At 43.9% G+C, this 25,578-nt stretch carries 21 protein-coding genes and 1 tRNA gene; 3 read left to right on the forward strand and 19 right to left on the reverse strand.

Translation table 11 applies throughout. The features are described from left to right. Positions 1–65: 65 nt before the first annotated feature. Positions 66–1,664 carry a ribosomal protection-like ABC-F family protein gene (gene abc-f / locus K348_RS0101905; RefSeq protein ID WP_029902375.1) on the reverse strand — a complete coding sequence of 533 codons (1,599 nt, stop codon included), beginning with the start codon at positions 1,662–1,664 and terminating at the stop codon, positions 66–68. 420 nt (positions 1,665–2,084) lie between these two features. Here abc-f and K348_RS0101910 point away from each other — a divergent pair. The 3 genes from K348_RS0101910 (at position 2,085) to istB (K348_RS0101920) (ending at position 5,002) form a co-directional block, all read left to right on the forward strand. Beyond that, a tRNA-Arg gene (locus K348_RS0101910) sits at positions 2,085–2,158 on the forward strand. 555 nt (positions 2,159–2,713) lie between these two features. Then, positions 2,714–4,237, forward strand: a complete 1,524-nt coding sequence (gene istA / locus K348_RS0101915) for an IS21 family transposase (RefSeq protein ID WP_036930072.1) — start codon at positions 2,714–2,716, stop codon at positions 4,235–4,237. 18 nt (positions 4,238–4,255) lie between these two features. Beyond that, the gene (gene istB, locus K348_RS0101920; protein ID WP_029901791.1) at positions 4,256–5,002 is read left to right on the forward strand and encodes an IS21-like element helper ATPase IstB; all 747 of its coding nucleotides are present in this window, start codon (positions 4,256–4,258) and stop codon (positions 5,000–5,002) included. A 68-nt stretch (positions 5,003–5,070) separates the two neighbouring features. Here istB (K348_RS0101920) and K348_RS0101925 read toward each other — a convergent pair whose 3' ends face one another. The 18 genes from K348_RS0101925 to istA (K348_RS0102010) all read right to left on the reverse strand — a co-directional run bounded on the left by K348_RS0101925 (position 5,071) and on the right by istA (K348_RS0102010) (position 25,519). Then, positions 5,071–5,715, reverse strand: a complete 645-nt coding sequence (locus K348_RS0101925; RefSeq protein ID WP_029902377.1) for a hypothetical protein — start codon at positions 5,713–5,715, stop codon at positions 5,071–5,073. Position 5,716: 1 nt separating this feature from the next. Continuing rightward, positions 5,717–6,166, reverse strand: a complete 450-nt coding sequence (locus K348_RS0101930; protein WP_029902378.1) for a DUF1896 domain-containing protein — start codon at positions 6,164–6,166, stop codon at positions 5,717–5,719. Positions 6,167–6,415: 249 nt separating this feature from the next. Next, positions 6,416–8,569 carry a type IA DNA topoisomerase gene (locus K348_RS0101935; protein ID WP_029902380.1) on the reverse strand — a complete coding sequence of 718 codons (2,154 nt, stop codon included), beginning with the start codon at positions 8,567–8,569 and terminating at the stop codon, positions 6,416–6,418. A 191-nt stretch (positions 8,570–8,760) separates the two neighbouring features. Beyond that, on the reverse strand, positions 8,761–10,176 hold the full coding sequence (locus tag K348_RS0101940; RefSeq protein WP_029902382.1) for a DUF3945 domain-containing protein: 1,416 nt from the start codon (positions 10,174–10,176) through the stop codon (positions 8,761–8,763). 220 nt (positions 10,177–10,396) lie between these two features. Continuing rightward, positions 10,397–10,711, reverse strand: a complete 315-nt coding sequence (locus tag K348_RS0101945) for a helix-turn-helix domain-containing protein (protein WP_029902383.1) — start codon at positions 10,709–10,711, stop codon at positions 10,397–10,399. A gap of 579 nt (positions 10,712–11,290) precedes the next feature. Further along, positions 11,291–12,151: an RteC domain-containing protein gene (locus tag K348_RS0101950; RefSeq protein WP_029902385.1), complete on the reverse strand. Its 861-nt coding sequence runs from the start codon at positions 12,149–12,151 to the stop codon at positions 11,291–11,293. A gap of 202 nt (positions 12,152–12,353) precedes the next feature. Continuing rightward, on the reverse strand, positions 12,354–13,349 hold the full coding sequence (locus tag K348_RS0101955) for a fimbrillin family protein (RefSeq protein WP_197027615.1): 996 nt from the start codon (positions 13,347–13,349) through the stop codon (positions 12,354–12,356). Positions 13,350–13,589: 240 nt separating this feature from the next. After that, positions 13,590–15,635 (reverse strand): fimbrillin family protein, encoded by a 2,046-nt coding sequence (locus K348_RS18270; protein WP_036930028.1) that lies wholly within the window; start codon positions 15,633–15,635, stop codon positions 13,590–13,592. 533 nt (positions 15,636–16,168) lie between these two features. After that, entirely contained in the window at positions 16,169–17,956 is a 1,788-nt protein-coding gene (locus K348_RS18690; RefSeq protein WP_051697498.1) for an SUMF1/EgtB/PvdO family nonheme iron enzyme, read from the reverse strand. Between the two features lie 130 nt (positions 17,957–18,086). Continuing rightward, complete coding sequence (locus tag K348_RS0101975; protein WP_081852483.1) at positions 18,087–19,052, reverse strand: FimB/Mfa2 family fimbrial subunit; 966 nt, start codon at positions 19,050–19,052, stop codon at positions 18,087–18,089. A gap of 112 nt (positions 19,053–19,164) precedes the next feature. After that, a complete protein-coding gene (locus K348_RS0101980; protein ID WP_051697502.1) occupies positions 19,165–19,737 on the reverse strand; it encodes a DUF3575 domain-containing protein in 573 nt (190 codons plus the stop codon). Positions 19,738–19,743: 6 nt separating this feature from the next. Next, a complete protein-coding gene (locus K348_RS19150; protein ID WP_156032719.1) occupies positions 19,744–19,917 on the reverse strand; it encodes a hypothetical protein in 174 nt (57 codons plus the stop codon). A gap of 29 nt (positions 19,918–19,946) precedes the next feature. Continuing rightward, positions 19,947–20,162, reverse strand: coding sequence for a hypothetical protein (locus K348_RS0101985; RefSeq protein ID WP_029902396.1), 216 nt, complete (start codon positions 20,160–20,162; stop codon positions 19,947–19,949). Between the two features lie 25 nt (positions 20,163–20,187). Next, positions 20,188–20,493, reverse strand: coding sequence for a hypothetical protein (locus tag K348_RS0101990; RefSeq protein ID WP_156032721.1), 306 nt, complete (start codon positions 20,491–20,493; stop codon positions 20,188–20,190). 216 nt (positions 20,494–20,709) lie between these two features. After that, positions 20,710–22,641 (reverse strand): AraC family transcriptional regulator, encoded by a 1,932-nt coding sequence (locus K348_RS0101995; protein ID WP_081852484.1) that lies wholly within the window; start codon positions 22,639–22,641, stop codon positions 20,710–20,712. 54 nt (positions 22,642–22,695) lie between these two features. Continuing rightward, on the reverse strand, positions 22,696–23,073 hold the full coding sequence (locus K348_RS0102000; RefSeq protein WP_029902401.1) for a hypothetical protein: 378 nt from the start codon (positions 23,071–23,073) through the stop codon (positions 22,696–22,698). Positions 23,074–23,230: 157 nt separating this feature from the next. Next, complete coding sequence (istB, locus tag K348_RS0102005; protein WP_029901791.1) at positions 23,231–23,977, reverse strand: IS21-like element helper ATPase IstB; 747 nt, start codon at positions 23,975–23,977, stop codon at positions 23,231–23,233. Positions 23,978–23,995: 18 nt separating this feature from the next. After that, positions 23,996–25,519: an IS21 family transposase gene (gene istA, locus K348_RS0102010; RefSeq protein WP_036930072.1), complete on the reverse strand. Its 1,524-nt coding sequence runs from the start codon at positions 25,517–25,519 to the stop codon at positions 23,996–23,998. Positions 25,520–25,578: the final 59 nt, after the last annotated feature.

Below are 25,578 nucleotides of genomic sequence, written 5' to 3' on the forward strand. Positions count from 1 at the left end.
AATAGCCCCTCCCAACCTCCCCAAAGGGGAGAAATAGCCGCTCCTTCGGAGGGGGTTGGGAAGGCTTATCTTACATTATCCAGATCAATCACCCTGCTCACTCCTACCTGACCGGCAAAATACGAATCGTGCGAAACCAGCAATACCGTACCCCTGTATTCATTTACGGTATTGGTAAGTATTTCTATATTCTGGATATCGATATTGTTAGTGGGTTCGTCGAGGATAAACATATCGGGTGTACTTTCGGATACCATCAGGCAGCACAGGGCCATTTTCATCTTCTCTCCCCCGCTGAGCAGCCTGCAACTTTTATTCCATGATTCGTAAGGAAAAAGGAAACGATTGAGGATAGTCTTTATCTCATAATCCTGCATTCCGCTACTGAATTGCTCAACTTGTTCATACACGGTCAGCTTATCATTTATTATAGAATAATCCTGATCGAGGTATACGTAGCTGAAATCTGCCTTCGTTAATATGCCCTCCGCCGGCTCCAATTCTCCGGTTATCAACTTTAGCACCGTAGTCTTTCCCGACCCGTTGCTTCCTCTGATGGCTATACGGTCGCCACTCCTTATCTGAAAGTTGAGAGGCTCTGTCCATAAGAGAGAAGCCCCGTAGCTAAATTGGATATTTTCGGCAGTCACCAATATTTTTCCCCTGTGGAGCACCGAGGTGTTAAAATCGGTCTTCATCCCTTCAATGTCGGGTATCCGCGCTTGCAGTTCGGCTATATTCACGGCTATGGAGCTCATTTTGTCGGCATGTATATCTTTCAGTTTCGAATTGCTCTTCTCCGCCTTATCCTGCAAAGTATCCATCGCCATTTTGCCTACTCCTTTCTTCATGTTGTTTTTCTTGCCTCTTACTTCATGCTTTTGCTTGCGCTCGGCTACTTCGCGTGCTGTTTTGCGGGCAAGGCGGAGTTCTTTCTCCTTGTCTTCGAGACGTGCCTGCAACGCCTGCAGTTCAAGCTCTTTTTGCTCTTTATAAAATTCGTAATTGCCGGGATAAAAAGCCATGCCGCTTTTGCTCAGTTCGTAGATAGCCGACATACGGTTGAGCAGTGCGCGGTCGTGGCTGATGATAACAATAAGCCGCCGCGACTGCCCGATAAGATGATACAGCTTTTCCCTGTAACGGAAATCGAGATGATTGGTCGGTTCATCCATCAGTATTATATCCGGCTGGTGTATCTCGATACCCGCCAGAAAAACTTTGGTCTTCTCTCCCCCGCTGAGGCTATCGAGCTGCGTAGAGAATGAAATATTTTCCAGCCCCCATTCGGATAAGGCTGCCAGAGAACGCTCTTCTATAGTCCAGTCGTCACCCAATATAGCGAAGTTCTGTTCAGCCGCATCATTACTGAGAATTGCATATAATGCCTGCAATTTATCATCTATTCGCAATGCTTCTGCAACGGTCATATGATTGTATTGACCGAAATGCTGAGGCACATAATAAGGCTGCGACGAACAGATAATCTCTCCGGAAGAGGGCACGAGATTTCCGGCCATTAATTGCATCATAGTTGATTTGCCCGAACCGTTATCGCCTGTTATGGCTACTTTGTCTCCTTTGGAGACATAGAAGCTGATATCCCTGAAAAGAACTTCCTTATCGGGATGAGTATATGTAATTTCCTGTACCGATATAGACATAATATCATTGGTTTAGATGGTAAGACATAAATTTTACGGGATTGCGGGAATAGCCCGCCGGAAAGTACGGATGCAACAATGCGTTACATAGCTGACTTTGTAAACGGAAGTATCTTAATACTTGAATTTTTATGAATTACATGTCGGTAAAATTGAATCTAACAAGTGAATAAAAAGGATATATCACCAGATCCGGCTCTGATGAGCGGACAACCTGTATCTGGAAAGGTTTTTTTAGATTCTCATTGGAGTAATTTTGATATTATAGTGCAAAAGTAATAAATATTTCTGTATGTGCAATACGTTATGGTCGTGAGTTTTGAGGTATAATGGCAGCAGCGTCTGAAAACTTTTAAAGGAAAGTATTTTTATTTTTACAAAAAACACTATCTTTGCACTCGCTAAAAGCAATTAAGGTGAGGTCCGGTAGCTCAGCTGGATAGAGCAACAGCCTTCTAAGCTGTGGGTCGTGGGTTCGAATCCCGCTCGGATCACTGAAAGATCGGAAACTAACAGACAACTTTCCGGCAAAATAGGACAAAATCCTCTAAATGATTAATTTAGGGGATTTTTTTATTCCCCCTCTTTGACAAGAAACGACATATTGAGGTAATCATATGACCCTAAATCGGTGCCAAAATCGGTGCCATTTGAAGGTCTATTGAAAATGGCACCGAATTAGAGTATAATTGTTTGATTTGTCGGAATTTGGCAGCGTAATGTCTTCCATGTTTTTGTAGTAAAAATTTAGTTTTACAAACAAAAAACAAGAAGATTATGAAAGCAACATTTTCAGTTTTATTCTATCTCCGTAAAAGTGGAAAAAACGGTAAAAACGACCCCTTAAAAACGGCGGAAAATGGCCATTAAAAAACGGTCGAAACTGACCCCTTGAAAACGGATGAAAGTGATCCCCTAAAAACGTTTCAAACTGACCCCGGCAAGGGTAATTGTTAAAAAGTTGTTCAAAGATGGTATTAAAAGTGTAAGATTTTGTTAGCTTGACCGGCGACCAAAATCAGAAGATTATGCCGAACATACCAATTAAGATGAACAAACTTAGAACCATTATCCGTTTGTATGAGGAGCAAACGGGTTTAAAGACCATCGCAGCGATGGCTCGCACCTCACGTAATACAGTAAAAAAATACGTTCAAAAGTGGAACTCTTTGAAAATGACCTACGAAGAGTTTCATGGCAAAAGTGATGCCGAGCTTCACGACCTGTTTTGTGTACCGGCTTGTATGCTTCAACCTAATCCCCGCCTGGAAGAATTGGAAGGTTTAATGCCCGATATCTGCAAAGAACTTGGACGTAAAGGAGCCACTACCCTCCAGCAATGGGATAAATATCGACAGAACCATCCTGATGGCTATGGACTTACTCAGTTCCGATTGGCTATCCAGCGTTACCGGATGATTACCAACCCTTCGATGCGGATGGAGCATAAAGCCGGGGATAAAATGTTTATCGACTATACAGGAGATAAATTATGGATATATCCTCATGGGGAATCTCCCCGTCAGGTAGAAGTCTTCGTAGCTATATTGGGCTGCAGCCTGTTAACTTATGTAGAAGCGGTTTCCAGCCAGACAAAGGAAGATTTTATATCAGCCTGTGAAAACGCTTTTTATTATTACGGTGGGGTCCCTCAGGCAATGGTTCCCGACAACCTGAAAGCAGCCGTGACAAAAGCCGGACGTTACGAATCGGTACTCAATGAAGAGTTTGAGCGTTTTGCCGAGCATTATGCCGTAACCGTTCTACCAGCCCGTGTGCGTAAACCTAAAGATAAATCAGTAGTAGAGAATGCTGTAAAATTAACATACAAAGATATCTTTACCCGGATAGAACATCTGCGTTGTCCGGACTTAAAGTCATTGAATGCGGCTATACGGTCAGCCCTTGAGATACATAACTACCAGCTTTTAAGTCGTCGTAATTACTCCCGCAGGAGTTATTTTGAGGAGATTGAGCGCGATGTATTGGGTCCGCTAAATCCGATACGTTATCAGATAAAAAAGCACATTATGGCAACAGTAGGTAAAGACGGCTATGTCCGTCTGCGTGAAGATATCCACTATTATAGCGTCCCTTATATCTATATCGGTAAAAAGCTGAAGATATCCTATACGACAAGTGATGTGGAGATATTTGACGGCTATACCTGTGTGGCTTGCCATACCCGTAACCGCCTTGAGTTTAAACATACAACCAATCCTGAACATTTGTCTCCAAAGCATAAGGCTATCCTGGAATGGTCACCTGAGACCTTTATTAAACAGGCTGCCGAGATAAATGAAGATGTCGAGTTTTACATCCGTAAGGTATTGGAGAAGAAGCGCTATGTTGACCAGGCTAATAAAAGCTGTTCGGGCATCCTGTCTTTAGCCCGTAAGGTAGGTCCTCTCAGGCTGGCTGCCGCATGCCGTCTTGCCGACAGCTATGGCAGGTATAGTTTCCTTGAGATACAGGATATACTTAAAACCCAGTCTGAACTTATTGAGGTTCCCGAAGAAACGGCAGACATCCCGGAGCATGAAAATATCAGGGGGAAAGACTATTATAAATAACCTTTAATAAATAAAACAATGAACAATCAAACATTAGACAAAATGCGTCAGATGCGCCTTTTTGGTATGCACGACGCCTTCAAGACATCACTGGAAAATACATTGAAAGAACAAATGACCCAGGATCAGTTTATAGGACACCTGGTGGCCAGTGAGTTCGACAACCGCCGAAACAGGGCTATTGAAAGGGCGGTTAAAGCTGCTTCATTCCGTTACAATGCTTCGATAGAAGAGATTGATTACACCTTTGAGCGGGGACTGGACCGTAATCAGGTTGAGCGGTTAGCTGCCCTGGAGTTTGTCGCAGAAAGTAAAGACCTGTTCATAACCGGACCCACAGGAACAGGTAAGAGCTATCTGGCTACCGCATTGGGTAATAAAGCATGCCAGGATGGATATAAGGTATTATATGCCAGTACTGCAAAACTGATGAGCCAACTGAAGATTGCAAAGGTCAAAGGCTCTGTTATAAACGACTTTAAACGTATCGAGAGGATGGACCTGCTTATACTGGATGACTTCGGTATGCAGGCTTTCGACTCTCAGGCAAGGGGAATACTGATGGATATAATAGAAGACAGGCATCAAAAGAGATCTACTATTATTACTTCGCAGGTCCCTGTTAAAGGTTGGTATGACGTTATTGGTGAGAAAACAGTTGCCGATGCCGTACTCGACCGATTAGTACATCATTCCCTGAGGGTAGAGTTATTTGGAGAATCAATCAGAAAAAGGAAAACTAAAAATGAAAATATGTATCGCTGATAAATTATGTGGGTCCGAATATAGAGATGTTGGGACTTATACCTATTTTTGTAAAATCTGTGGACCCATTACCTGGGTAGACCGATAAATATTAAGTTTAACTCGGGCTTAAATCTTCTTCTTTTAGACCCCAATCCCGAGAACAACTTTTTACTGTTTGAACGGCATAACTTCAAGGGATCATTTTCCGCCGTTTTTAAGGGGTCGTTTTTACCGTTTTTTCCACCTGTCAACAAGTCTTTTTCAAAACTGATTTTTTCTATACTACTATCAGAAAAGGGCATAAAATCACGGGAGAACTCACCCATACCAGCTGAAGGATCAAGAAAACGATTTACATCAATACCACTATCCTTTATAGCATCACCGATAGCCTGTACAATTTCAGGTGGTGTATAAAAAGCCGTCAGTACCGAATTACGGATACTGTCAAAATATTGCTTATACTCTTTTTCCGATGAAGTAATGTCCCGGATCGTGCGGTGCAGTTCTGCTACCAAAGGAAATAGATCCAATTCGGACTTCGACCAGCTGCTGATGTCTGTAAGAGAGTTTGCAGGATTCAGAACACATTTCAATCCACCGAATCCCGAATAGCCCTGCATCAGTTCCTTTTCATCATCCGTTGCCGTCCTTTTCTCTTTATCGAGGATAAGGACGGTACGGATAGCCTCTATATTGGCCCGGAGATGAGCCTTTTTATTATAGCTCATTTTACAACTCGTTTTCTTCCAGCCAGAGAGAAATGAAACCGGTTAATTCCGTATAGAGGGTATTGTATTCGGGAGAATCGGTAAACTCATCCGAGAGGGTATATTGCAGGAATATCAGTTCGCATTGGGAGAGTATTCTCTCTGCATATTCTTTTGCCCGAGATTGTGGAATAATATCCGAAAACTCATTCCATAATACATTAATAATGGTATCATATCGGGAAAACAGTAAATCACGGAATAATGTCGTGTTTGCCAGTTCTTCAGCCTCTGGATGGGATAAGCCGTCTTTAATCGCATTGGAATAGGCTTCGGAAGCTTCATCGGATCTGGTTGTAATAAACCCGTTATCGTATGCAAGGTTGGGATGGCTTTCTTTGAGATAGGAAAGCAGAGTCAGCCTGTAATAGGATAACTCCATAGGGATATTTCGATTATTATTCTTTTTCATCTTTTTAATTTATTAGTGGATAAAAACCGGAATAACCGCTAACTTTGTCATACTTCAATTTATCTAAGCACTCAGTGCTTTTTTATTGTGTTTTCTTCGATAAATACCGTAAGGTGTATCGGGTTAGACCGGATAAGTTGGATAATTAGCCAGGCACTTGGGAGGGATACCCAAGTGCCGTTTGTTTGGGGGAGCCACAGGCTCTTTTGTTATTAGATAGTATAAAAACTATAATTGTTATTTAATCTATTATTTTTTCGGTTTTCCCTTTCCTTTTTTATAATTGGTATTGCTGCTATTTTTTCTTTCAGGAAATACAAATTTGACATTCAGTTCCTCATCCAGTATCATTGATGCCTCAAAGTCGTTACCGGCTTTGCTCTTAAAGCCTTTAAGCGGTCCCAGTATTTTCTTTTCAAAGAGTTCGGTTAGTTGGGCATCTGTCAAAGTTTTGCCGGCCTTCGTCCTGAAACAGGTAAAATCGCAATGCTCACTGCTGCATCGGGCAACCATCGGATAAAACCGTATATTCCCTTCTTTACATTTAGGACAGCATACATTGGAGCTTGTTTCTTTGAATACGATGTTAGAGGATAAGAGTTCAGCTGTTACCTGAGAAGTATAAACTCCTATACTTTTCATAAAGGTTTCAGCATTATCTTCTCCCCGTTCAATCTTAGCCAGTGTTTCTTCCCACATTCCAGTCATTTCCACATCGGCAATACGCATGGATTTGACAATGCCATAGATAGCCATTCCTTTTTCGGTTGGGATAAGTGTTTTCTCTTTGCGGATAATATATCCCCGTGAAATAAGTGTTTCGATAATGGCAGCACGGGTAGCAGGCGTTCCCAATCCGCAATCCTTCATGGCTTGACGTTGGGTTTCGTCATCCAGTTCTTTGCCTGCATTTTCCATAGCAGTCAATAGGGAACTTTCGGTAAATAAGGGTTTCGGCTTGGTCTGTTTTTCTATCAGGCTGCATCCGGTGGATTGAAGTTTTTCATTTTCAGAGAGTCCGGGCAGCAAACTATTGGGGACGTCATTATTTTTATTGTTTTCATCCTTATCTTCTGTTTTATCACCCGACTTCTTTTGTACTGCCCGCCATCCTGCTTCAATAATGACAGAACCTTTGGCCTCGAATTCCATATCGTTGCTGACAATAGAAACGGTGGTCTGTTCTTTCTGGCACTTGGGAGAAAAAGCTTCCAGCATCCGGCAGACAATCAGGTCGTAAACCTGTCGCTCTTCCTTTTTGAGTTCATTTGCGAACACATCGGTAATAAGCAAGGCATGGTGGTCGGTTACTTTTTTGTCGTTTACCGCCTGCCTGTTCAATCCGTCTTTCAGTAATCCAATCGTGTATTCCCCGTATTTGGGATGTGCTTTGATAAACTTCATTGTTTCAGGCACCTGTTCAAATACATCTTCAGAGATATACTTACTACCTGTGCGGGGATAGGAAATCAGTTTCTTTTCGTAGAGGGTTTGCGCAATGCCGAGCATCTTCTCTGCCGGGAATCCGAACAGGCTATTGGCTTTCTTCTGTAATCCGGTCAGGTCGAAAAGTAAGGGTGCTTCCTCCGATATGGCTTTCTTATCGACTTTCTTAACTTCTACTGTAGGATTGGCTTTTAATAACCGGTATCGTTTTTCGGCTTCCTCCTTATCGGAATACTTTTCTTTAGATTGTGCTTTAAAAGAGATATTGTCTTTTTCAATACCCACTCCCAGTTGCCAGTATTTCTGGGGTATAAATTGTTTATTCTCCTTATAACGGGAGCAGATCATTGCCAGTGTCGGGGTTTGTACCCGTCCGAGTGAATAGACACCATCGCCGACAGTAATACTTAATGCCTGGCTGGCATTGATACCGACAAGCCAATCGGCTTCGCTTCTCGATTTGGCGGCATAATACAGGTTGTCGTAATCCGTTCCTTTTTTCAGGTTATTCAAGCCTTCCCGGATAGCCTTTTCAGTAAGGGAACTGATCCATAAACGCCTGAATGGTTTATTACATTCCAGATAGGAATAAATATACCTGAAAATCAATTCTCCTTCGCGTCCGGCATCGGTAGCGACAATAATACTGTCGCACCGGTCGAATACTTTTTTAATGACACGGAGTTGCTTTAATGCTCCGGGATCGGCTTTATAACCTTTCTCCGCTTTTACCTGCCGGGGTTGCAGGGTAAAAGTTTCGGGGATGATGGGCAGGTTCTCCCGTTTAAAGCCTTTGAGCCCGTAATTCTCGGGCATGGAGAGCCCGATTAGATGTCCCAATGCCCATGTTACTATATAATTATTTCCTTCGATATAACCTTCCTCGCGGGATGTTGCTCCCACAATCTTGGCTATCTCCCGTGCTACAGTTGGTTTTTCTGCTATTATTGCTATCATATTTTCTAATTGTTTAATGAGGTAATATGCCGATGTGCCAATTTAGTTACAAGTTTGCCTCGCCTTCGCTTCGGCGATTTTCAATTCTTCACCCTACGGGCAGTTACGAGTTACAGTGATTCAAGTTGTTAGCTATTATCACTTTATCGCTTTGCGTAATCGGCACATTGGCATATCAGTAAATTGGCACATTACATTCTTATCCCTTTGGATTTTTGTACTTTCTGTTCTTGTTTTTCGTCTTGCTTTTCTTCCTTTTGTTCTTCCTGCTTTTGGGTCGGTTTCCCCTGTCCCTGTTTGAGCGGTTCTTTAATGTCTTTGGTGGCTTCGTTGTTTTTGCCTTCCGAGTTGACAGCAACCTGTGTCTTGCTGTTGTTGTCGGGCGTAACCTCCGCTCCCTGCCTGATAGCTTTATCAGGATTCCATCTGAAGAAGTCCAGTTTTTCTTTTTCGGTATTAACTTTGACATAGGCATTGAAGGGTTCGCCCGCCCTGTCGGTCATGCCGGTGACATAGATGGTCTGCCCTGCTTTTAGCTGGGTTTGTTGTGCCGGAGTCAGTTCCGCTCCCAATAACCTAGCGGGAATGCGCAGCCGTGTTTCGCCTTCCTGTTTCTGCTGCCGTCCTTCCTTTTGTTCTTTTGACAATTTATTGGCATTATCGAATTTAAATTCGATGCCCCTCCTGTCGGCATTGATTTGTACGGATGCACTGAAGTCTTCGCCTTTTTTTGACTTCATACCTTCGAGGTATACGGCTTTTCCTTCGGCTAATTCTTTTCTTTGCTGTTCATTGAGGGTGACGCCTTTAATCTCATTGGGAATCTTTATCTTATCCGCCCTGATGGCTACCAGTTCGTTCGTCATCTTGTCGATAGACAGGAATGCCGGCATCTTATGCCCTTTGACGGGTTCTATCTCCACCAGCCGCCCTGCATGTCCTGTACGGCGAAGGTTCTGTTTATCGTCTTCCGTCAGACGGACACCGTAGACAAACCCGTCTAACTGTGGTTCTTTGCGCAAGGCATGTACAATCAGGTTCAATTTGCCGTCGGGGTTCTCGCGTAAGGATAAGCGGGCGTCGGTGCGGATAAGGGAATCGCCTATCTCTGCCTTGACAGGAAACAGCATCGGCGTCTTTTGCCAGTTCAACAGCTTGTCGAGGCTCTTTTTGTCAATCATCTCCTTTTTTATTCCTAACTTCTCGAACTGTTCCCAGTCGATACGGGATTCGTCTATGGCCTGATAGGGCTTCTTTGAGAATTCTTCGGGCACTACCCGATGTGTATCCAGCATTTCTTTATTGGATGGCGTTTCGGGTTCTTTCAGCATTTCCTGTAATACGGATACGAAACTTTCCACTTTCTCCAAGGGCGCCCTGAAGAAATGGAAGTGGGTGGGCTCTTTACACTGGCGAATAAAGTTGGACATAAAGTTTTCCAGTGCGTTTCCCTGTTTGTCGATGCGCAGGAACTCCGGCTCGTTTTCCTGCCTGGGACTGGTGGTTCTGGGCGTCCCGTCTTCATTCATTCCTGTGACAACATTCAACTTGCCGCTGTCTTTTTCTGTGACCAGCAGAACATCCTGGTCTTTTACTTCTTCATTCATCTTTTGGATAATTAGGGGGTCGCAGACCCTTTGGTTTTTACTTAGCCTGCGATTACAGCAGGCCGGTTTGTTAATAAATCACCCGGGGATATCGGGTACGGGATTTATCTCAGGCGAAAGTATCATTTAAGAACGGGTTGATAATGAGGTTTAAAAGGAGTGGAGTCCCTTGTCCGGCGATGTCGCACCTGGATAATGAGCCGTTTGGGGTGAGGGATTATCAGGTGATAGTCATTTCCTCTCCCTTATCCCCGGATTGTCCGTCCCTATTCTGCCTCTTCTTATTTAAGAATTTAAATACCTCGGATTCATAATAGAAGGGTTTGCCTGCCACGCGTATGAAAGGCAGTTCCCCGGCAGCGCGATACCGTTGCAGGCTGCGGGGCGTCAGCTTGAACATGATGCAGATATCCTGATTGTCGAGAATGGTTTCGCCGTTCAGGCGGTTTTTAGCTTTGAGCAGGCCAAAGAGTTCGTCCAGCCTTTCATCGAAATGCTTCAGGCTGTCATCGAATTTACTGTCTTGTATTTCCATGTCATTCTTATTAATTGGGCAATACAAAGTTGCAATATCATGCAGAGCGATATTCACAACTTGGGTAGACTTTTTTCGATATTTTTTATTTATGCGCTGATATAATGACGCTTAGCGGCTGAAAGACGGAATAAATAATTTTTTGTTTAAAAAAGCTGCTTGGGTATTAAGAAAAATTGGATATAATTTAACTGTTTATCAACTGATTCCGCCAAAAAGAATGGTTATATTTGGTATATCATTTGATTCCCGCTTGGGAAGGCCTGACAAGTAATAAGCTAAGAAATAATCTATTATAATTTGGAGGTGTAATCTTGTGCTTGTGGAGTCTATCTATCACTGATCGATATGTGATAATGGAATATAAGGATATATGAAAAAATAGCGTGGAAACCTGTATTTTCAAAACAAAGGTACTGGTATACCCTACAAACGAAAAAACGGTCATCCACGCTATATATTTACTATATAACATTCGATTCACGTTTCTTATCCCGTTTGTTATTAAAAAATTACCAGTTTTTTGTTTTGGGTCAGAAGCAGACGTAAATTTATCCGAATAAATCGGTTAATGCAACATTATGACATCTTATGTTCCATTTTTTCCTCCCTATCCATTTTGAGTATTAGCACACTGCGCAGCTTATCCAAAAAAGCCGTCCTTGACTTACGGATACATAACTCGAGGAATGTGCGCGATGGATTGCCTCCCAGATCCACATTAAACACATTTTCAAAATAGGCGGATACTTCTTTGAGCGTTGTTCTCCCATGGTTGAAAACACCGGCTTCGATAAGGGCGTAGGTTAGTTCCACCAGGTCGGACTTACTGCCTGTCCAGCTCAGCTTGCTCTTGGGATAGTTGTTTTTTGCCAGTCCCAGGGTTAATTCGTCGGTTCTTGCCAGTTCGCCGTAGATATACTTTTCCAGTTTGTCGTTGGCCAGTATGCGGGTCATCTTCAGGTCGGCGGCAGTAGAGAATAAAGGGTCGCGTTCATGCGACAGGCAACCATGATAGAGGGTATGGTCCGTCTTTCCCCGCAGGAAGTACTGCCTGTCCATGGCTGTACCCTTCGAGCGGTAGTAACAATAAAAGGCTTCGTTCTTCTCGAAGAAGTCCGTGATGCGGAACAATTCCTTCTTCAGGTAGGTCTTCAGTTCGAGGCTCCTGCCGGCAGGGCGGTGGACTTCGAGGTTGTACATCTTCTGGTAGAAGACAAGGTCGCAGAAGAGCTTGGGCTTTATCTCCTTGAAGAAGAGGATCTCTTCGGCTTCGTCCCTGAATTGATAATCGTGGATAAAAAAGCGGAGGCGGTTGAAGGCATCTTTCAACAGCGCGGTTATCTCCGCGGCTTTTTTCAATGTGTCGGCGTCCATCTTCTCTATGGCAGATAAAGATGAGCCAACTTCCTGTTTAAGGGCTGTGGTAAATTGAATCATACATACTTGTTTTTAAGTGAATATTTAGTTTTGGGACACGTCTGTCCCTTTCCTGACAATTACCGGTTCAATTTTTTTATCATAGAACAGGCATATAGCTATTATTGCCGTTTCTTATTTACACATTACGGGTGACAAGTATAAAAGCGTTTAAGAATTTGTAACTTGTAACCCGTAATTATGCTAAGCATATGGTAACTTTTTAGTCGGCCGTACCGTTAAAGGCTCCACCCATTGTCCAGCCTTGGATTGTTCCCTTAGCCTCCACTTCGTTCTTTTTGACCGTTACGTTAAACGTATAGATATGCGCTGGTTTGAGTTCGGTAACCTGAGCATTCGCATCACCGACATTCTTACTCATCGTCCATGAATAGGTGTTTCCCCCGACGGTAAATTCTACAACGTGGCTGCCAGTAAATGTCACAGGTAACAAAATCGCCTCGTAATTGGTTGAAGACGGAACATTATAAGGAGTAATATCTGCCACATCTGCCTCATTGCTGATAGCCGGACTTACCAAATCAAAATCGGCTGTGGTATTCATCCCTTTAATTTTTACGGTCATGCCGGTCAGATCAGCGACTCCCGCACCCTTTGTTACCTTAATAACTACTTTCGTCAGCTGATGGGAAAATTTCATATCCACAGCTGTAGTGCCCTGCGACTTGTCATAGCCTGCTCCTGATTTATCTGCAGTAGCGTATAATAGGTCGATAGCCGACTGGTTGGTCTGTGTTGCAACGTTTATCGGATATTTGAAATCCGTCAACGTGCTTTTGTAAGGATGGTAGGCGATAAAATCTGCCTTATCGCCGTTTACCGGATAAAAGATAGGCGATGATATAGCGGTAAATGCGGTAGACATTCCCGTATCTTTCGCTTTATATTCGACATTATCCGCACCTTCGAGGATATTAGCGGCAGAAAGAGCCTGCCCGTGCTTTACCATAAAGATACCCACCGGATCGTTTTGATCCCATGTGCTGCCAACATTTCCACCCACCTTCGGCGTGGCGGCATTTACCCCCGAAGAGAATAATACCCGTCCGTCGTTCACCTCCGGTGTGTTGTCGTCGTCGCTGCTGCACGAAGCGAATAAGAGTGCTGTAACCGCTAATGCTGATAAAAATTTTGTTTTGCATAAATTACTCACGCTCGGCAAACCCAAACGGGTTTGTCTTTGCTCTTGTTTACTCATAATTTTCATAATTTGTTTTTATTAAATGGTTTATAAATAGTTATTTTAAGCCTTTAGCTATTAGCTTTTTCATTGTTTATTTTTTTCGTCCTCTTCACCCCGTACGGGGTGACTAAGAGGGACTGTTCTTTTTTTCCGCTGACCGGCTACGCCGGTATTTTTTTTCTCGCCTGCCTTTTTCGCTGCGGTCGTCCCTCCCTTGCCCTTTGGCAGGCTCGCAGCTCAAGGTGGATGGATGAACTAAGGGACGAAAACTACCCGGAAACCGAAGTTGATGTCAGCATTGCCGGGATTCGAGTCGTTACGATAGGCAGAGCGACAGTACTGGGCGTCGCCGTACCAGTGGCCGCCACGCAATACGCGGTCGGCACCCGAAGTGGGACCGGTAGGGTCTGTTACAGGGTCACTGGCATTTGTACTTCCATAATTAGCAGCATACCAATCCTGGCACCATTCAAAGACATTCCCGTGCATATCGTAAAGACCGTAGCTATTTGTATAACTTGAATAACTTCCTACTGCTTGGGTAGAACCTTTGTATATGCCACTTGCATTATATGATTGTTGCCCTCCGGCATCGTAATCATATATGTAACGCCCATCAAAATTTGCCATATCACCTGTCAGTTTTTTACCCTCTCCAATTCCAAAAGGTAGCGTATTGGTTTCGATAGCCTTATTGGCATACGCACCACGGCATGCGTATTCCCATTCGGCTTCGGTTGGTAAGCGTCCGCCTATCCATTTTACATATTCATATGCGCCATACCAGGTAACCCAGATTGCAGGGTAATCGTCTTTTCCGGATGCGGGAACCCATGTGCTGCCATTCCAGTTCAACCCCCCATTAGCTCCCGTTCCGTTTCCTTCAAATACTAGTACCTGTCCATCATTATTCCCCCAGGTACATTTACCGCCTGTCATATTTCCTCCCCAGCCTGGATTATATATATTAGTTTCTGCCTGCACTTTCTTATCATTCAAAAAAGCAGCATATTGTACATTGGTAACGGCATATTTGCCCATATAAAAATCATTTGTCAGGGTTACCTCATGCTGGGTTTCGTTAGTCTGGCGGTTCGGCTCAAACGTAGGGCTACCCATCTGAAAGATTCCCTTAGGAATGCGCACGGCTTCTATAATCTCTACATTTTCTTCGCCATTTTCCTTAGTATCCCAGTTGTTGATAATAGGTGTGGCGACAGTCACTCCTGTGCGATTGACTGTTATTTCGTATGTATATTCCTTGCCGCTTTTATAAGCATGGGCATCGGTATCGGGGATGTCGTATGTAAAGGTTTCCCCGCCGAGAGTAAAAGTCATCGTGCGCCCGGTATACTCATTCTCTGCCTGCGGTATAACCAATGCCTGATAGCTTGTGCCCGAACCGTTAGGGGCAATAGCTGCTACATTACCTTTATTATCGAATGTGCCGTCCGCCAGCTTAAAACCGGCAGTTGTCGGCATACCCGTAAAAGTTACCGTCATAGCTGCCAGTTCCGCATCTGTTACCCCTGTACCTTTTTCCATATTCAGTACAATGCGGCTAAGGGCATGCTTGAAGGTAAGGCTGACCGCCGTATTGTTTTTATTCTTACCCGTGGCGTCGTTGCTGTACAACAGGTCGATGGCATCAGGGTTGCCTTGTTTGCCTGTGCTTACATCCACCGGATATGTATAACCGGTAAGCGAGGCAACATACGGATAGTAAGCGATAAAATCCACATTGCCCGACTGGGGGAGATAGATAATTTCATTGGCATTTGCCGGGGCGAAGGTTGCCGTTTCAGTTTCGCCGCTTTTTGGCGTAGCTTTATATTGTATATTATCCGCCTCTTCGGAGATATTAATCGAAGATAGAGGTTGCCCCATCTTCTTCATAAAGATGCCTACGAGGTCATCCTGCTCCCATTCATTGCCATTGGAAGCGGTCTTCAACCCTCCATTCTTCACTTTTCGTTCTTCACTCTTCGTTATCCTGAACGCCCTTGTTTCAAACCCGTCTTTATCCATATAGTCAGTATAAGGGATACCCGAAGGGGTGACGCCGGAAGTGCCGTTTACGGCTGCCGCTTTGGGTACGGCTATCCCCGTGGTTCCGGTCGAGAAGCTCACGGCTACGCGGTCGCCGTTATCGGCTACCGGGTCATCGTCCTGTGAACAGGAGAAGAGCAGCAAGGCAAGAAGCACCCCACCCGCCCCCCAAAGGGAGGATTTGGACAAAGTCCTGCTTAATAATTGTTTCATTCTTTTCATATTTTCTTTCAGTTTATATTTTTTTATCATAGTGCGTTTTTTAACTAAAAAGTAACAGAAGTAACGGTTTTAGCTATTAGCTGATAGCTTTTAGTCCTTAGCTTTCCATTTCTCTCTTCTTACTCTCTGTCATTGGCTTCGCTTTGCCCAACTTTGTTTCTGACCATAGAGAAGGGGTCTCTTTTTTCTCAGCTATCGGCTAATAGCTTTTTCGACAAGTGATGCTTCGTCCCTCAGCATTACAACCTCAGGAGGGGCTGCTTTTTAACTAAAAAGTGACAAAGGTTACACTTTTTCCACTTTTTTGTCATGTAACTTTTTTGTTGCAGTGCATTCGTTATCCGCCTATTCTTACACTGACCTGTCCCAGCATTTTCAAATCTTCAAATTCGCTAATTTTCAAATTGATTTCGGCTTCGCTAAGCATTTTATATATAGATAAATGGATTCCAATTTCGTTATCCGGCTACGCCGGTATTCATTTTTTTCTCGCCTGCCTTTTCGCTGCGGTCGTCCCTCCCTTGCCCTTTTGGCAGGCTCGCGGCTCAAGGTGGGTGGATGAACTAAGGGACGAAAACCACCCGGAAACCGATGTTGCTGCTAGCATCGGCGGGATTCGCGCCGCTACGATAGGCAGAGCGACAGAGCCGGGCGTTGCCGTACCAGTGGCCGCCACGCAATACGCGGTAGGTACCCGAAGTTCCGAGGGGGTCAGTTACTGCACCGGAATCGTAATCGTAATCGCTCCATCCATCCCATTTATCCTGGCACCATTCATAGACATTGCCGTGCATATCGTAAAGACCATAGCTATTGGCATAATTTGGATAACTTCCTACTGCCTGGGTAGAATTTGGATAATTATTTTCATTATCTTGATATTGCCCATTTTGATCTAAATCATACGAATATTGCCACCAAAAGTTTGCCATTTGATAGGTCAATTTCTTTCCATCGCCTATACCGAATGGCAAGGTATTTGTTTCGGTTGCCTTATTGGGATAATCGCCCCGGCAGGCGTTTTCCCACTCGGCTTCGGTTGGTAACCTGCCGCCTATCCACCGGGCATATTCATCCGCCCCGTACCAGGTAACATAAATCACCGGATGGCTTTCATAGCCGGATACGGGAACCCATTTGCTGTCGGCTGAATTCCAGTTCAAGCCCCAGTTGTAGCTTCCATTACTGTCTTTTATCAGGGTTTGCTCCCCGTCACTTGTAGTGGTGAACCTGCCGTTTTGTCCGATACCCTTTTCATTCAGAAAAGCGGCAAACTGCGCATTGGTCACCTGGTATTTACCCATCGTATAGGCTTTTGTCAGGGTTACATCGTGCTGGGTTTCATTGCTCGAGCGGTTCGGCTCGGTAGCAGGGCTACCCATTATAAACTTACCCGCAGGTATTATTGCCCCTTTATGTATATACGTCGGCATCTTTTGGGTAAAGAGTTCGGCTTTGTTCTTCGTCACAGCCAGTTCACTTGTCAGCCTTGGGCTTTCCATCAATAAGCCGCCGTTTGTTATCCGGCAGATGCTGAGCCCTTCCGCTATGGTTTGCACGGGTATCAGGGCGCGGTAGGTATAACCTTCTATGTTGTACATCTTTATCTCTGCCGCTTCGCCCGATGCGGTTACGGCCTCCGTACCCAGATTCAGGGTAGAGCCTGTCTTTACGTTGCGCAGCTTCACGGTCAGTTCTTCGTTGGGGTCAATCGCCCCTGTTTCGTTATCCAGCGTCATCTGCACCATTGCCAGCATATGTGTAAAGCTAAGGTTCACGGTTTCCCCTTTGGTATAGCCGCTACCGGAATTATTGTCTTTAGAGGTCATCAGGTCACTCAGGCTGTAGTTTGCCGCCGTGCTCTGGTCTGCTTTTACATTAAAAGTAATGGCGGTAGGGTCAAGGTTTGCATTATCTATATAAGGGTAGTAGGCATAGAAATCGTAATTTTGCCCGGTTACGTTTGGCCAAAAGATGTCGCCGCTCCATGTGCCGCCGTTATATTTCAGCTTCACATTATGGATAGGGTTGTTTGCCGATGCTAAAGCTTCACCATGCTTTACGGCAAAAACACCAATTTCATCCCCGTTTTCAAACACGCTTTTGAACAGGGCATCAGTGGCTATTTTCAATTTACTATCAGTTTGCGGTATTATTCCTATCTCAAAGCGGATGTCACTATTGCCACCTGTGGGAGTGGGATTTTGTCCGAGGTCGTCATCGCTGCTGCAAGAGAAAAGCAACAATAGGAGGAGCCCCCCCACCCCCCATAGGGGGGATTTCAGGCCTCCCCAACCCCTCCGAAGGAAGGGCTTTAGTGCCTTTAATAAGATATTTTCTTTTGTTTTCATATCGTTTATTTATTTTCTGTTTATTTAATCAATTACCTTGTGGCTTTGCCCGGTTCTCCTCTTAGGGGAGATTAAGAGGGGCTTCTCATGGCCTTGCTCAAAGCCTCCCCTTGGGGAGGTTGGAGGGGCCCTACCACGCTATCCCGCTGCTACCTTCCACCACTTTCCATCCTGTGATGGTCGCTTCAAAACCAGCTTCCACAGGCGTATTCAGGTCGGCAGTCATTGTCAGAGGCTTATACTTATCCGTATTGAAGTTCGAAAGCTTGGCAGTTACATCGCTCTCCACCGTTTGCACCTTTCCATCGTTGAAAGTAAGTGTTAAGGTTAATAGTTGTGTCTGATTGGAAAGTCCCAGCAAACGGACGGTAGCCGTCAGCTTATCGCCATTGCGTGTAAAAGCGGGAACAACGCTCAGGTTATCCCCTGTATAAGTATTCGTTTTAAAGTCCATGCCGTTAGCCATCCCGCTCAATGTGGCTTCTGTGGATTCGATTCTTGCCGGGTCGCCCTCTTTTATTGTCAGTTCGATGGTCAGCTGGCGCACCTGCTGCACTATGGCGGCGGTCACGGTTTTTTCTTTATCTGCTTCATAGGTTATATCTCCTATGTAGGTAAAGAGCCATCCCGGCTTCGGGTCAACGGTGTTGTTTTCAGTTGCAACTTTTACCGTCGTGCCGCTTGGCGTTATCTTCTCCGCCGTATTGTACATCAGCAGGGGATAGGTGCCTGCCTCCAGTTCGGGCAAGACATTGGTATTCTTATCGAATGTCGATTCTTCACCATTGAAGATGGCAGTATAGGTTGCCGGTATGTCGATTCCTGCCGAGCGTTTCGACCAGTCGGTAATAAGGGTTATCTTGCCTTTTGTGGGTTGTGGCGGCGTTACCGGCATATCTTCGAGGTCGATAAGGGTATCGCAGGAAGGGAAGATGAGGAGTACCAACAGGAGCCCCCCCGCCCCCCGAAGGGGGGATTTGGACAAAGTCCTGCTTAATAATTGTTGTATTGTTTTCGCGCCTATGCTGCGCAAATTACTCACGCTCGGCAAACCCAAACGAGTTTGTCTTTGCTCTTGCTTAATCGTAATTTTCATATATTGTTATTTTAGCTTTTAGCCATTAGCTGATAGCTATTAGCTTTTTGTTATTACTTCTGTATTTTTTTTCGTTGCTTTGCTAAGCCTCCCCTAGGGGAGGTTGGAGGGGCTACATCTTCCACACAAATGTCACACTCACTCCCGTAGGCCCCCAGTAGCCGTTCGATGATTTGGCTTTGATACGGTAGTCATGTCCGTCGATACGGTTGTACTCTTCCTTGTCGTGCAGATAGAGATAACCCAGCGACAGCCCGAGGTCAACCATCAGGTTGCGTCCGCAGTAGAACTGGTGTCCGAGGGTTAGTCCTCCACCCATGTATTTCCCCTGATTCCCGGTCAGGTTGTATTCGCCCATAGTGTATTGAAGGCCGATATAATTGTTTTTCAGGCTGCCGGTGTAGTAGCGTACCTGTGGTGCAACATTCCATACATGCCAGTAGCGGTTTTGGGTGTTCAGTTTCCAGTGCGCATAACCGCCTTCGACCAACAGGCCGAGGTTGTCCGTGGCTTTGTATTCCGCTCCAAGGTTCGGGGTTAACAATAGCCATGAGGCAGCGTTGGTGCGCAGGCTCAGGCTGCCTTTAGGGAAATAGGTTTGTTCTGCTTCTTTGTTTTCCTGGGCATTTAAGGAAGGAAAGCATAATAGCAGTAATAAGATGAAGGTAATAATCTTCTGTTTCATATGATATTATTTAGGATTTGTCTGTTTATCAGGATAATATTTCAGATGGGTATTTTCATGTAACAGGAAAGCAATGGTCTTTCTCATCTTATTTACCCGGCGATGATAAAAAACGATCCTTACTGTCAAGGCGACGATAATTACTGATAAGGCTATGATGATTATATATGGAGTCTCCATTATTTCTTGTTTTTTGTTTATCATTTTTCTTATTCCATACTATTGTCTTCTTGTGATGGGTTTTTATCCGGTTCACAAGGGAGCATCAGCCGGTCTAACAGGTTATATAGTTTTTCTTTCTCTTTGTTGTTTCCCCTTGTAAACTGCAACTGTTCGCGGATAAAGCGGCTCTGGCAGATTATGACTGTTATCAGTCCGATGATGATAACCGATAGGAACAGGATGATGATATGGGTTATTTCCATAATGCTTTATTATATATAAGATTCCTTATTGTTCTTTGATACCGTTTTCCGATGACTGTTTCTTCTCCTTTGGGCGTGGGAACATAATCCGCTCGAACAGGTTGTACAGGTTATCTTTTTCCTTGTCGGCACGCCAGGCAAACTTCATCAGGTCGCGCATAAAACGCCTCTGGCAGATAAGTGCTATCACCAGTGCGATGATGACGACCGAAAGGATAATGATGATGATATGCGCTGTTTCCATCTTGCCCGATACATTGTTTATGACATGGGACAAAACTATCCGGAATGGCTTTCCGCCGTATGACACAGCGTCCATTTTTTGTGACATTCCGTACAAAAATGCAGTTTAAGGAAAGTAGGTGTATTTAAACATAAAACCGTTTATAGTTCGTAAATCACTGAAAATAAAAATATTGTATATTATCGCCGGAGTTTTGACTTTTATTCTTATTCAGGCTGGTAACAAAAGGTTTCCGGCAATCATTTAAAATTGCCGGGATGAGAAATAATTAAGTAAAAGATTTTTTATCGGTATGATCGGGTATCAATCCGCTTCCGGGATGTCTTCTTCGCCGCTCTCTTTTTGCTCCAAGGCCACTTTACGGTATGCGGAAGGGCTGAGGTTGTAGCAAGCCTGAAACTGACGGTAAAGTGTACGCACTGACGAAAATCCGCATGTTATGGCGATGTCTTCGATTAACAAATCGGTGCTTTCCAACAACCTTTTGGCTTCCTGTAACCGCAAATGCCTGATATATTCCTGCGGGGATTTACCTGTAAATGTTTTTAAGACCTCGAACAGATAAGTACGGTTTGTAGAAAGCCGGGTAACAAGTGTGTTCACATCCATATCCTGCAGGGCGAAATTCTTATTAGCCAGCAAATATTCATGCACGCGGATATAGAGTTCCCGCTTCCGGTGGTCATCCGTACATTGATTGATTGAAACCTCGCCGGCAGTAGGCTGTGTATTCTCATGGAGCAGTATCCTTTCGTGCATGGCACGGACGGCATCCTGTTCTTTAATCCGAAGGTAAAGATTACGGTTTTTTTGTTGCAGTTTCTTATAAGAACAGATAAGTATCACCGATATAATCAGACTTAAAAAAAGGATAACGGAAATAAGGATTGTCTGTGTTTTCTGCTTTTGAAGTTTTTCTTCTTTTAATGCATTCTCTTTCTCAAACACCTGTTGTTCGGCATAGGCTACAAACTGAAAATTATACGTTTTTTCTTCTTCAGCTTTAACAATAGAAACAGAATCTATATATAATGCCGCCTTATCTATATCATTTGTTTTAAGGTAATAATCGCGAGCCAGCGCATAATATTTTTCCCAGTTGCGGATTGGAAACCCTCCGGCAATCAGATATACCCGTGCCGAATCTATCAGTTCACGTGCTTTACCCAATTCTCCTTTTTCCATATACAGGCGGCCCAGACCAACGGCATATCCTCCGGCAAGGGTGATATCCTTCACTTGTAAAGCTCGTGGAAGAGCAATGGTGTATAATCGCATGGCCTCTTGCTTATTTCCACGCGCATTAGCATTATTGGCTATAGCTCCAATGGCTATAACATCGTAAATAGAACGGCGATTCACATTATACGGGCAGCTCAGCATGGAGAGATAAATCGAATCGGATCGTTCATAATCGCCTTTAAGCGCGTAATAACTACCAAGATAGTCTTTAGCCACCATTGCATTACTGGTAAAGAATCGTTCGTCCGATTGTCGGGCTGCTTTCTCAAATAACGGGATTGCTTTGTCGTAATATCTGCATCTGTAATATACAAGTCCTATCATAACATGAAGATATCCCTGATCATATTCATATGGCTGGTCTTCCAGCTCTTCCAATGTGGAGAGAATCTCATTCATGAGTTCGATTACGGGTACCTTTTGGATTTCTGGTAGCTGTATCCCGCGTAACGAGTCCATAAGAGCGCCATTCCCGATAAAAAGCATACGCTGCATTATGCGCAGTTTGGTCTGTAAATCCCCTTCTTGCTCATATTTTTTTAAAAGTTTTTTCACATACTCCCAATCGTCTTGTGTTAGCGATGGTGTAATTTTCCGGTAGACATCCATAATGTCTATTTCCTTTGCAAGGGCAGGACTTTTGTAATTTTCGTTTGCTTTCATCATTTTCCGGTAAGCGATATCGAGCGTTCTATCGGTAATAGATGTTACAAAATAGAAATATCTTAAATCTTCGAGGATTTCACTAAATTCACGGGTAGCGATGTGATGACACATTGAATCCACATTAAAGTATAATGTTCTTCCATCCCATATGACTAATGAATCGCATCCTTCTGTCGGAGGATAAACCTTTTCTTTCTCCCATTCCAGATTAAGCAGACTGTCGGGAATAATCATCTGTGCTTTCACATCCATGTAAAATAACGGCATAACCAATAATATAAAGGCTATAATCAGTTTCCTAAAAATGGATGATGAACACTTTTTCATATAGCAAATATAACGTCTTCCACTTGAAAAGCGAAAAGAAAGTGAAGCTTTTAACTACTGCCCTGTCCCGTATGCAGGAGTATTCTTATCGTACCAGATGCGTTCGTCCTGTAAGGTCAATGGGTTGTTTGTTCCCGGAGTAAAGCCCTGCTGTCTGAAAGCATTTTCTTTTATTGAATACATCTGGTCGGTAGGGCTTAATGCAGGTATAGGCATACGTCGTGGGATGATATAATTTGGATTGGATGAATCGAAGGCTTTCCTTGCTAGTAATGGACTTCCTTTTTTTGGATATCCCGAACGGCGTACGGTAACAAACAGTTCATTGGGACTATATACAAAATGGATGTATTGCTGTATATTATGGAAAAAACGGTAAAAACGACCCCTTAAAAACGGCGGAAAATGATCCCTTGAAGTTATGCCGTTCAAACAGTAAAAAGTTGTTCTCGGGATTGGGGTCTAAAAGAAGAAGATTTAAGCCCGAGTTAAACTTAATATTTATCGGTCTACCCAGGTAATGGGTCCACAGATTTTACAAAAATAGGTATAAGTCCCAACATCTCTATATTCGGACCCACATAATTTATCAGCGATACATATTTTCATTTTTAGTTTTCCTTTTTCTGATTGATTCTCCAAATAACTCTACCCTCAGGGAATGATGTACTAATCGGTCGAGTACGGCATCGGCAACTGTTTTCTCACCAATAACGTCATACCAACCTTTAACAGGGACCTGCGAAGTAATAATAGTAGATCTCTTTTGATGCCTGTCTTCTATTATATCCATCAGTATTCCCCTTGCCTGAGAGTCGAAAGCCTGCATACCGAAGTCATCCAGTATAAGCAGGTCCATCCTCTCGATACGTTTAAAGTCGTTTATAACAGAGCCTTTGACCTTTGCAATCTTCAGTTGGCTCATCAGTTTTGCAGTACTGGCATATAATACCTTATATCCATCCTGGCATGCTTTATTACCCAATGCGGTAGCCAGATAGCTCTTACCTGTTCCTGTGGGTCCGGTTATGAACAGGTCTTTACTTTCTGCGACAAACTCCAGGGCAGCTAACCGCTCAACCTGATTACGGTCCAGTCCCCGCTCAAAGGTGTAATCAATCTCTTCTATCGAAGCATTGTAACGGAATGAAGCAGCTTTAACCGCCCTTTCAATAGCCCTGTTTCGGCGGTTGTCGAACTCACTGGCCACCAGGTGTCCTATAAACTGATCCTGGGTCATTTGTTCTTTCAATGTATTTTCCAGTGATGTCTTGAAGGCGTCGTGCATACCAAAAAGGCGCATCTGACGCATTTTGTCTAATGTTTGATTGTTCATTGTTTTATTTATTAAAGGTTATTTATAATAGTCTTTCCCCCTGATATTTTCATGCTCCGGGATGTCTGCCGTTTCTTCGGGAACCTCAATAAGTTCAGACTGGGTTTTAAGTATATCCTGTATCTCAAGGAAACTATACCTGCCATAGCTGTCGGCAAGACGGCATGCGGCAGCCAGCCTGAGAGGACCTACCTTACGGGCTAAAGACAGGATGCCCGAACAGCTTTTATTAGCCTGGTCAACATAGCGCTTCTTCTCCAATACCTTACGGATGTAAAACTCGACATCTTCATTTATCTCGGCAGCCTGTTTAATAAAGGTCTCAGGTGACCATTCCAGGATAGCCTTATGCTTTGGAGACAAATGTTCAGGATTGGTTGTATGTTTAAACTCAAGGCGGTTACGGGTATGGCAAGCCACACAGGTATAGCCGTCAAATATCTCCACATCACTTGTCGTATAGGATATCTTCAGCTTTTTACCGATATAGATATAAGGGACGCTATAATAGTGGATATCTTCACGCAGACGGACATAGCCGTCTTTACCTACTGTTGCCATAATGTGCTTTTTTATCTGATAACGTATCGGATTTAGCGGACCCAATACATCGCGCTCAATCTCCTCAAAATAACTCCTGCGGGAGTAATTACGACGACTTAAAAGCTGGTAGTTATGTATCTCAAGGGCTGACCGTATAGCCGCATTCAATGACTTTAAGTCCGGACAACGCAGATGTTCTATCCGGGTAAAGATATCTTTGTATGTTAATTTTACAGCATTCTCTACTACTGATTTATCTTTAGGTTTACGCACACGGGCTGGTAGAACGGTTACGGCATAATGCTCGGCAAAACGCTCAAACTCTTCATTGAGTACCGATTCGTAACGTCCGGCTTTTGTCACGGCTGCTTTCAGGTTGTCGGGAACCATTGCCTGAGGGACCCCACCGTAATAATAAAAAGCGTTTTCACAGGCTGATATAAAATCTTCCTTTGTCTGGCTGGAAACCGCTTCTACATAAGTTAACAGGCTGCAGCCCAATATAGCTACGAAGACTTCTACCTGACGGGGAGATTCCCCATGAGGATATATCCATAATTTATCTCCTGTATAGTCGATAAACATTTTATCCCCGGCTTTATGCTCCATCCGCATCGAAGGGTTGGTAATCATCCGGTAACGCTGGATAGCCAATCGGAACTGAGTAAGTCCATAGCCATCAGGATGGTTCTGTCGATATTTATCCCATTGCTGGAGGGTAGTGGCTCCTTTACGTCCAAGTTCTTTGCAGATATCGGGCATTAAACCTTCCAATTCTTCCAGGCGGGGATTAGGTTGAAGCATACAAGCCGGTACACAAAACAGGTCGTGAAGCTCGGCATCACTTTTGCCATGAAACTCTTCGTAGGTCATTTTCAAAGAGTTCCACTTTTGAACGTATTTTTTTACTGTATTACGTGAGGTGCGAGCCATCGCTGCGATGGTCTTTAAACCCGTTTGCTCCTCATACAAACGGATAATGGTTCTAAGTTTGTTCATCTTAATTGGTATGTTCGGCATAATCTTCTGATTTTGGTCGCCGGTCAAGCTAACAAAAT

It is taken from the genome of Prevotella sp. 10(H) (assembly GCF_000711235.1).
In the GTDB taxonomy this organism is placed as follows: Bacteria; Bacteroidota; Bacteroidia; order Bacteroidales; family Dysgonomonadaceae; genus Dysgonomonas.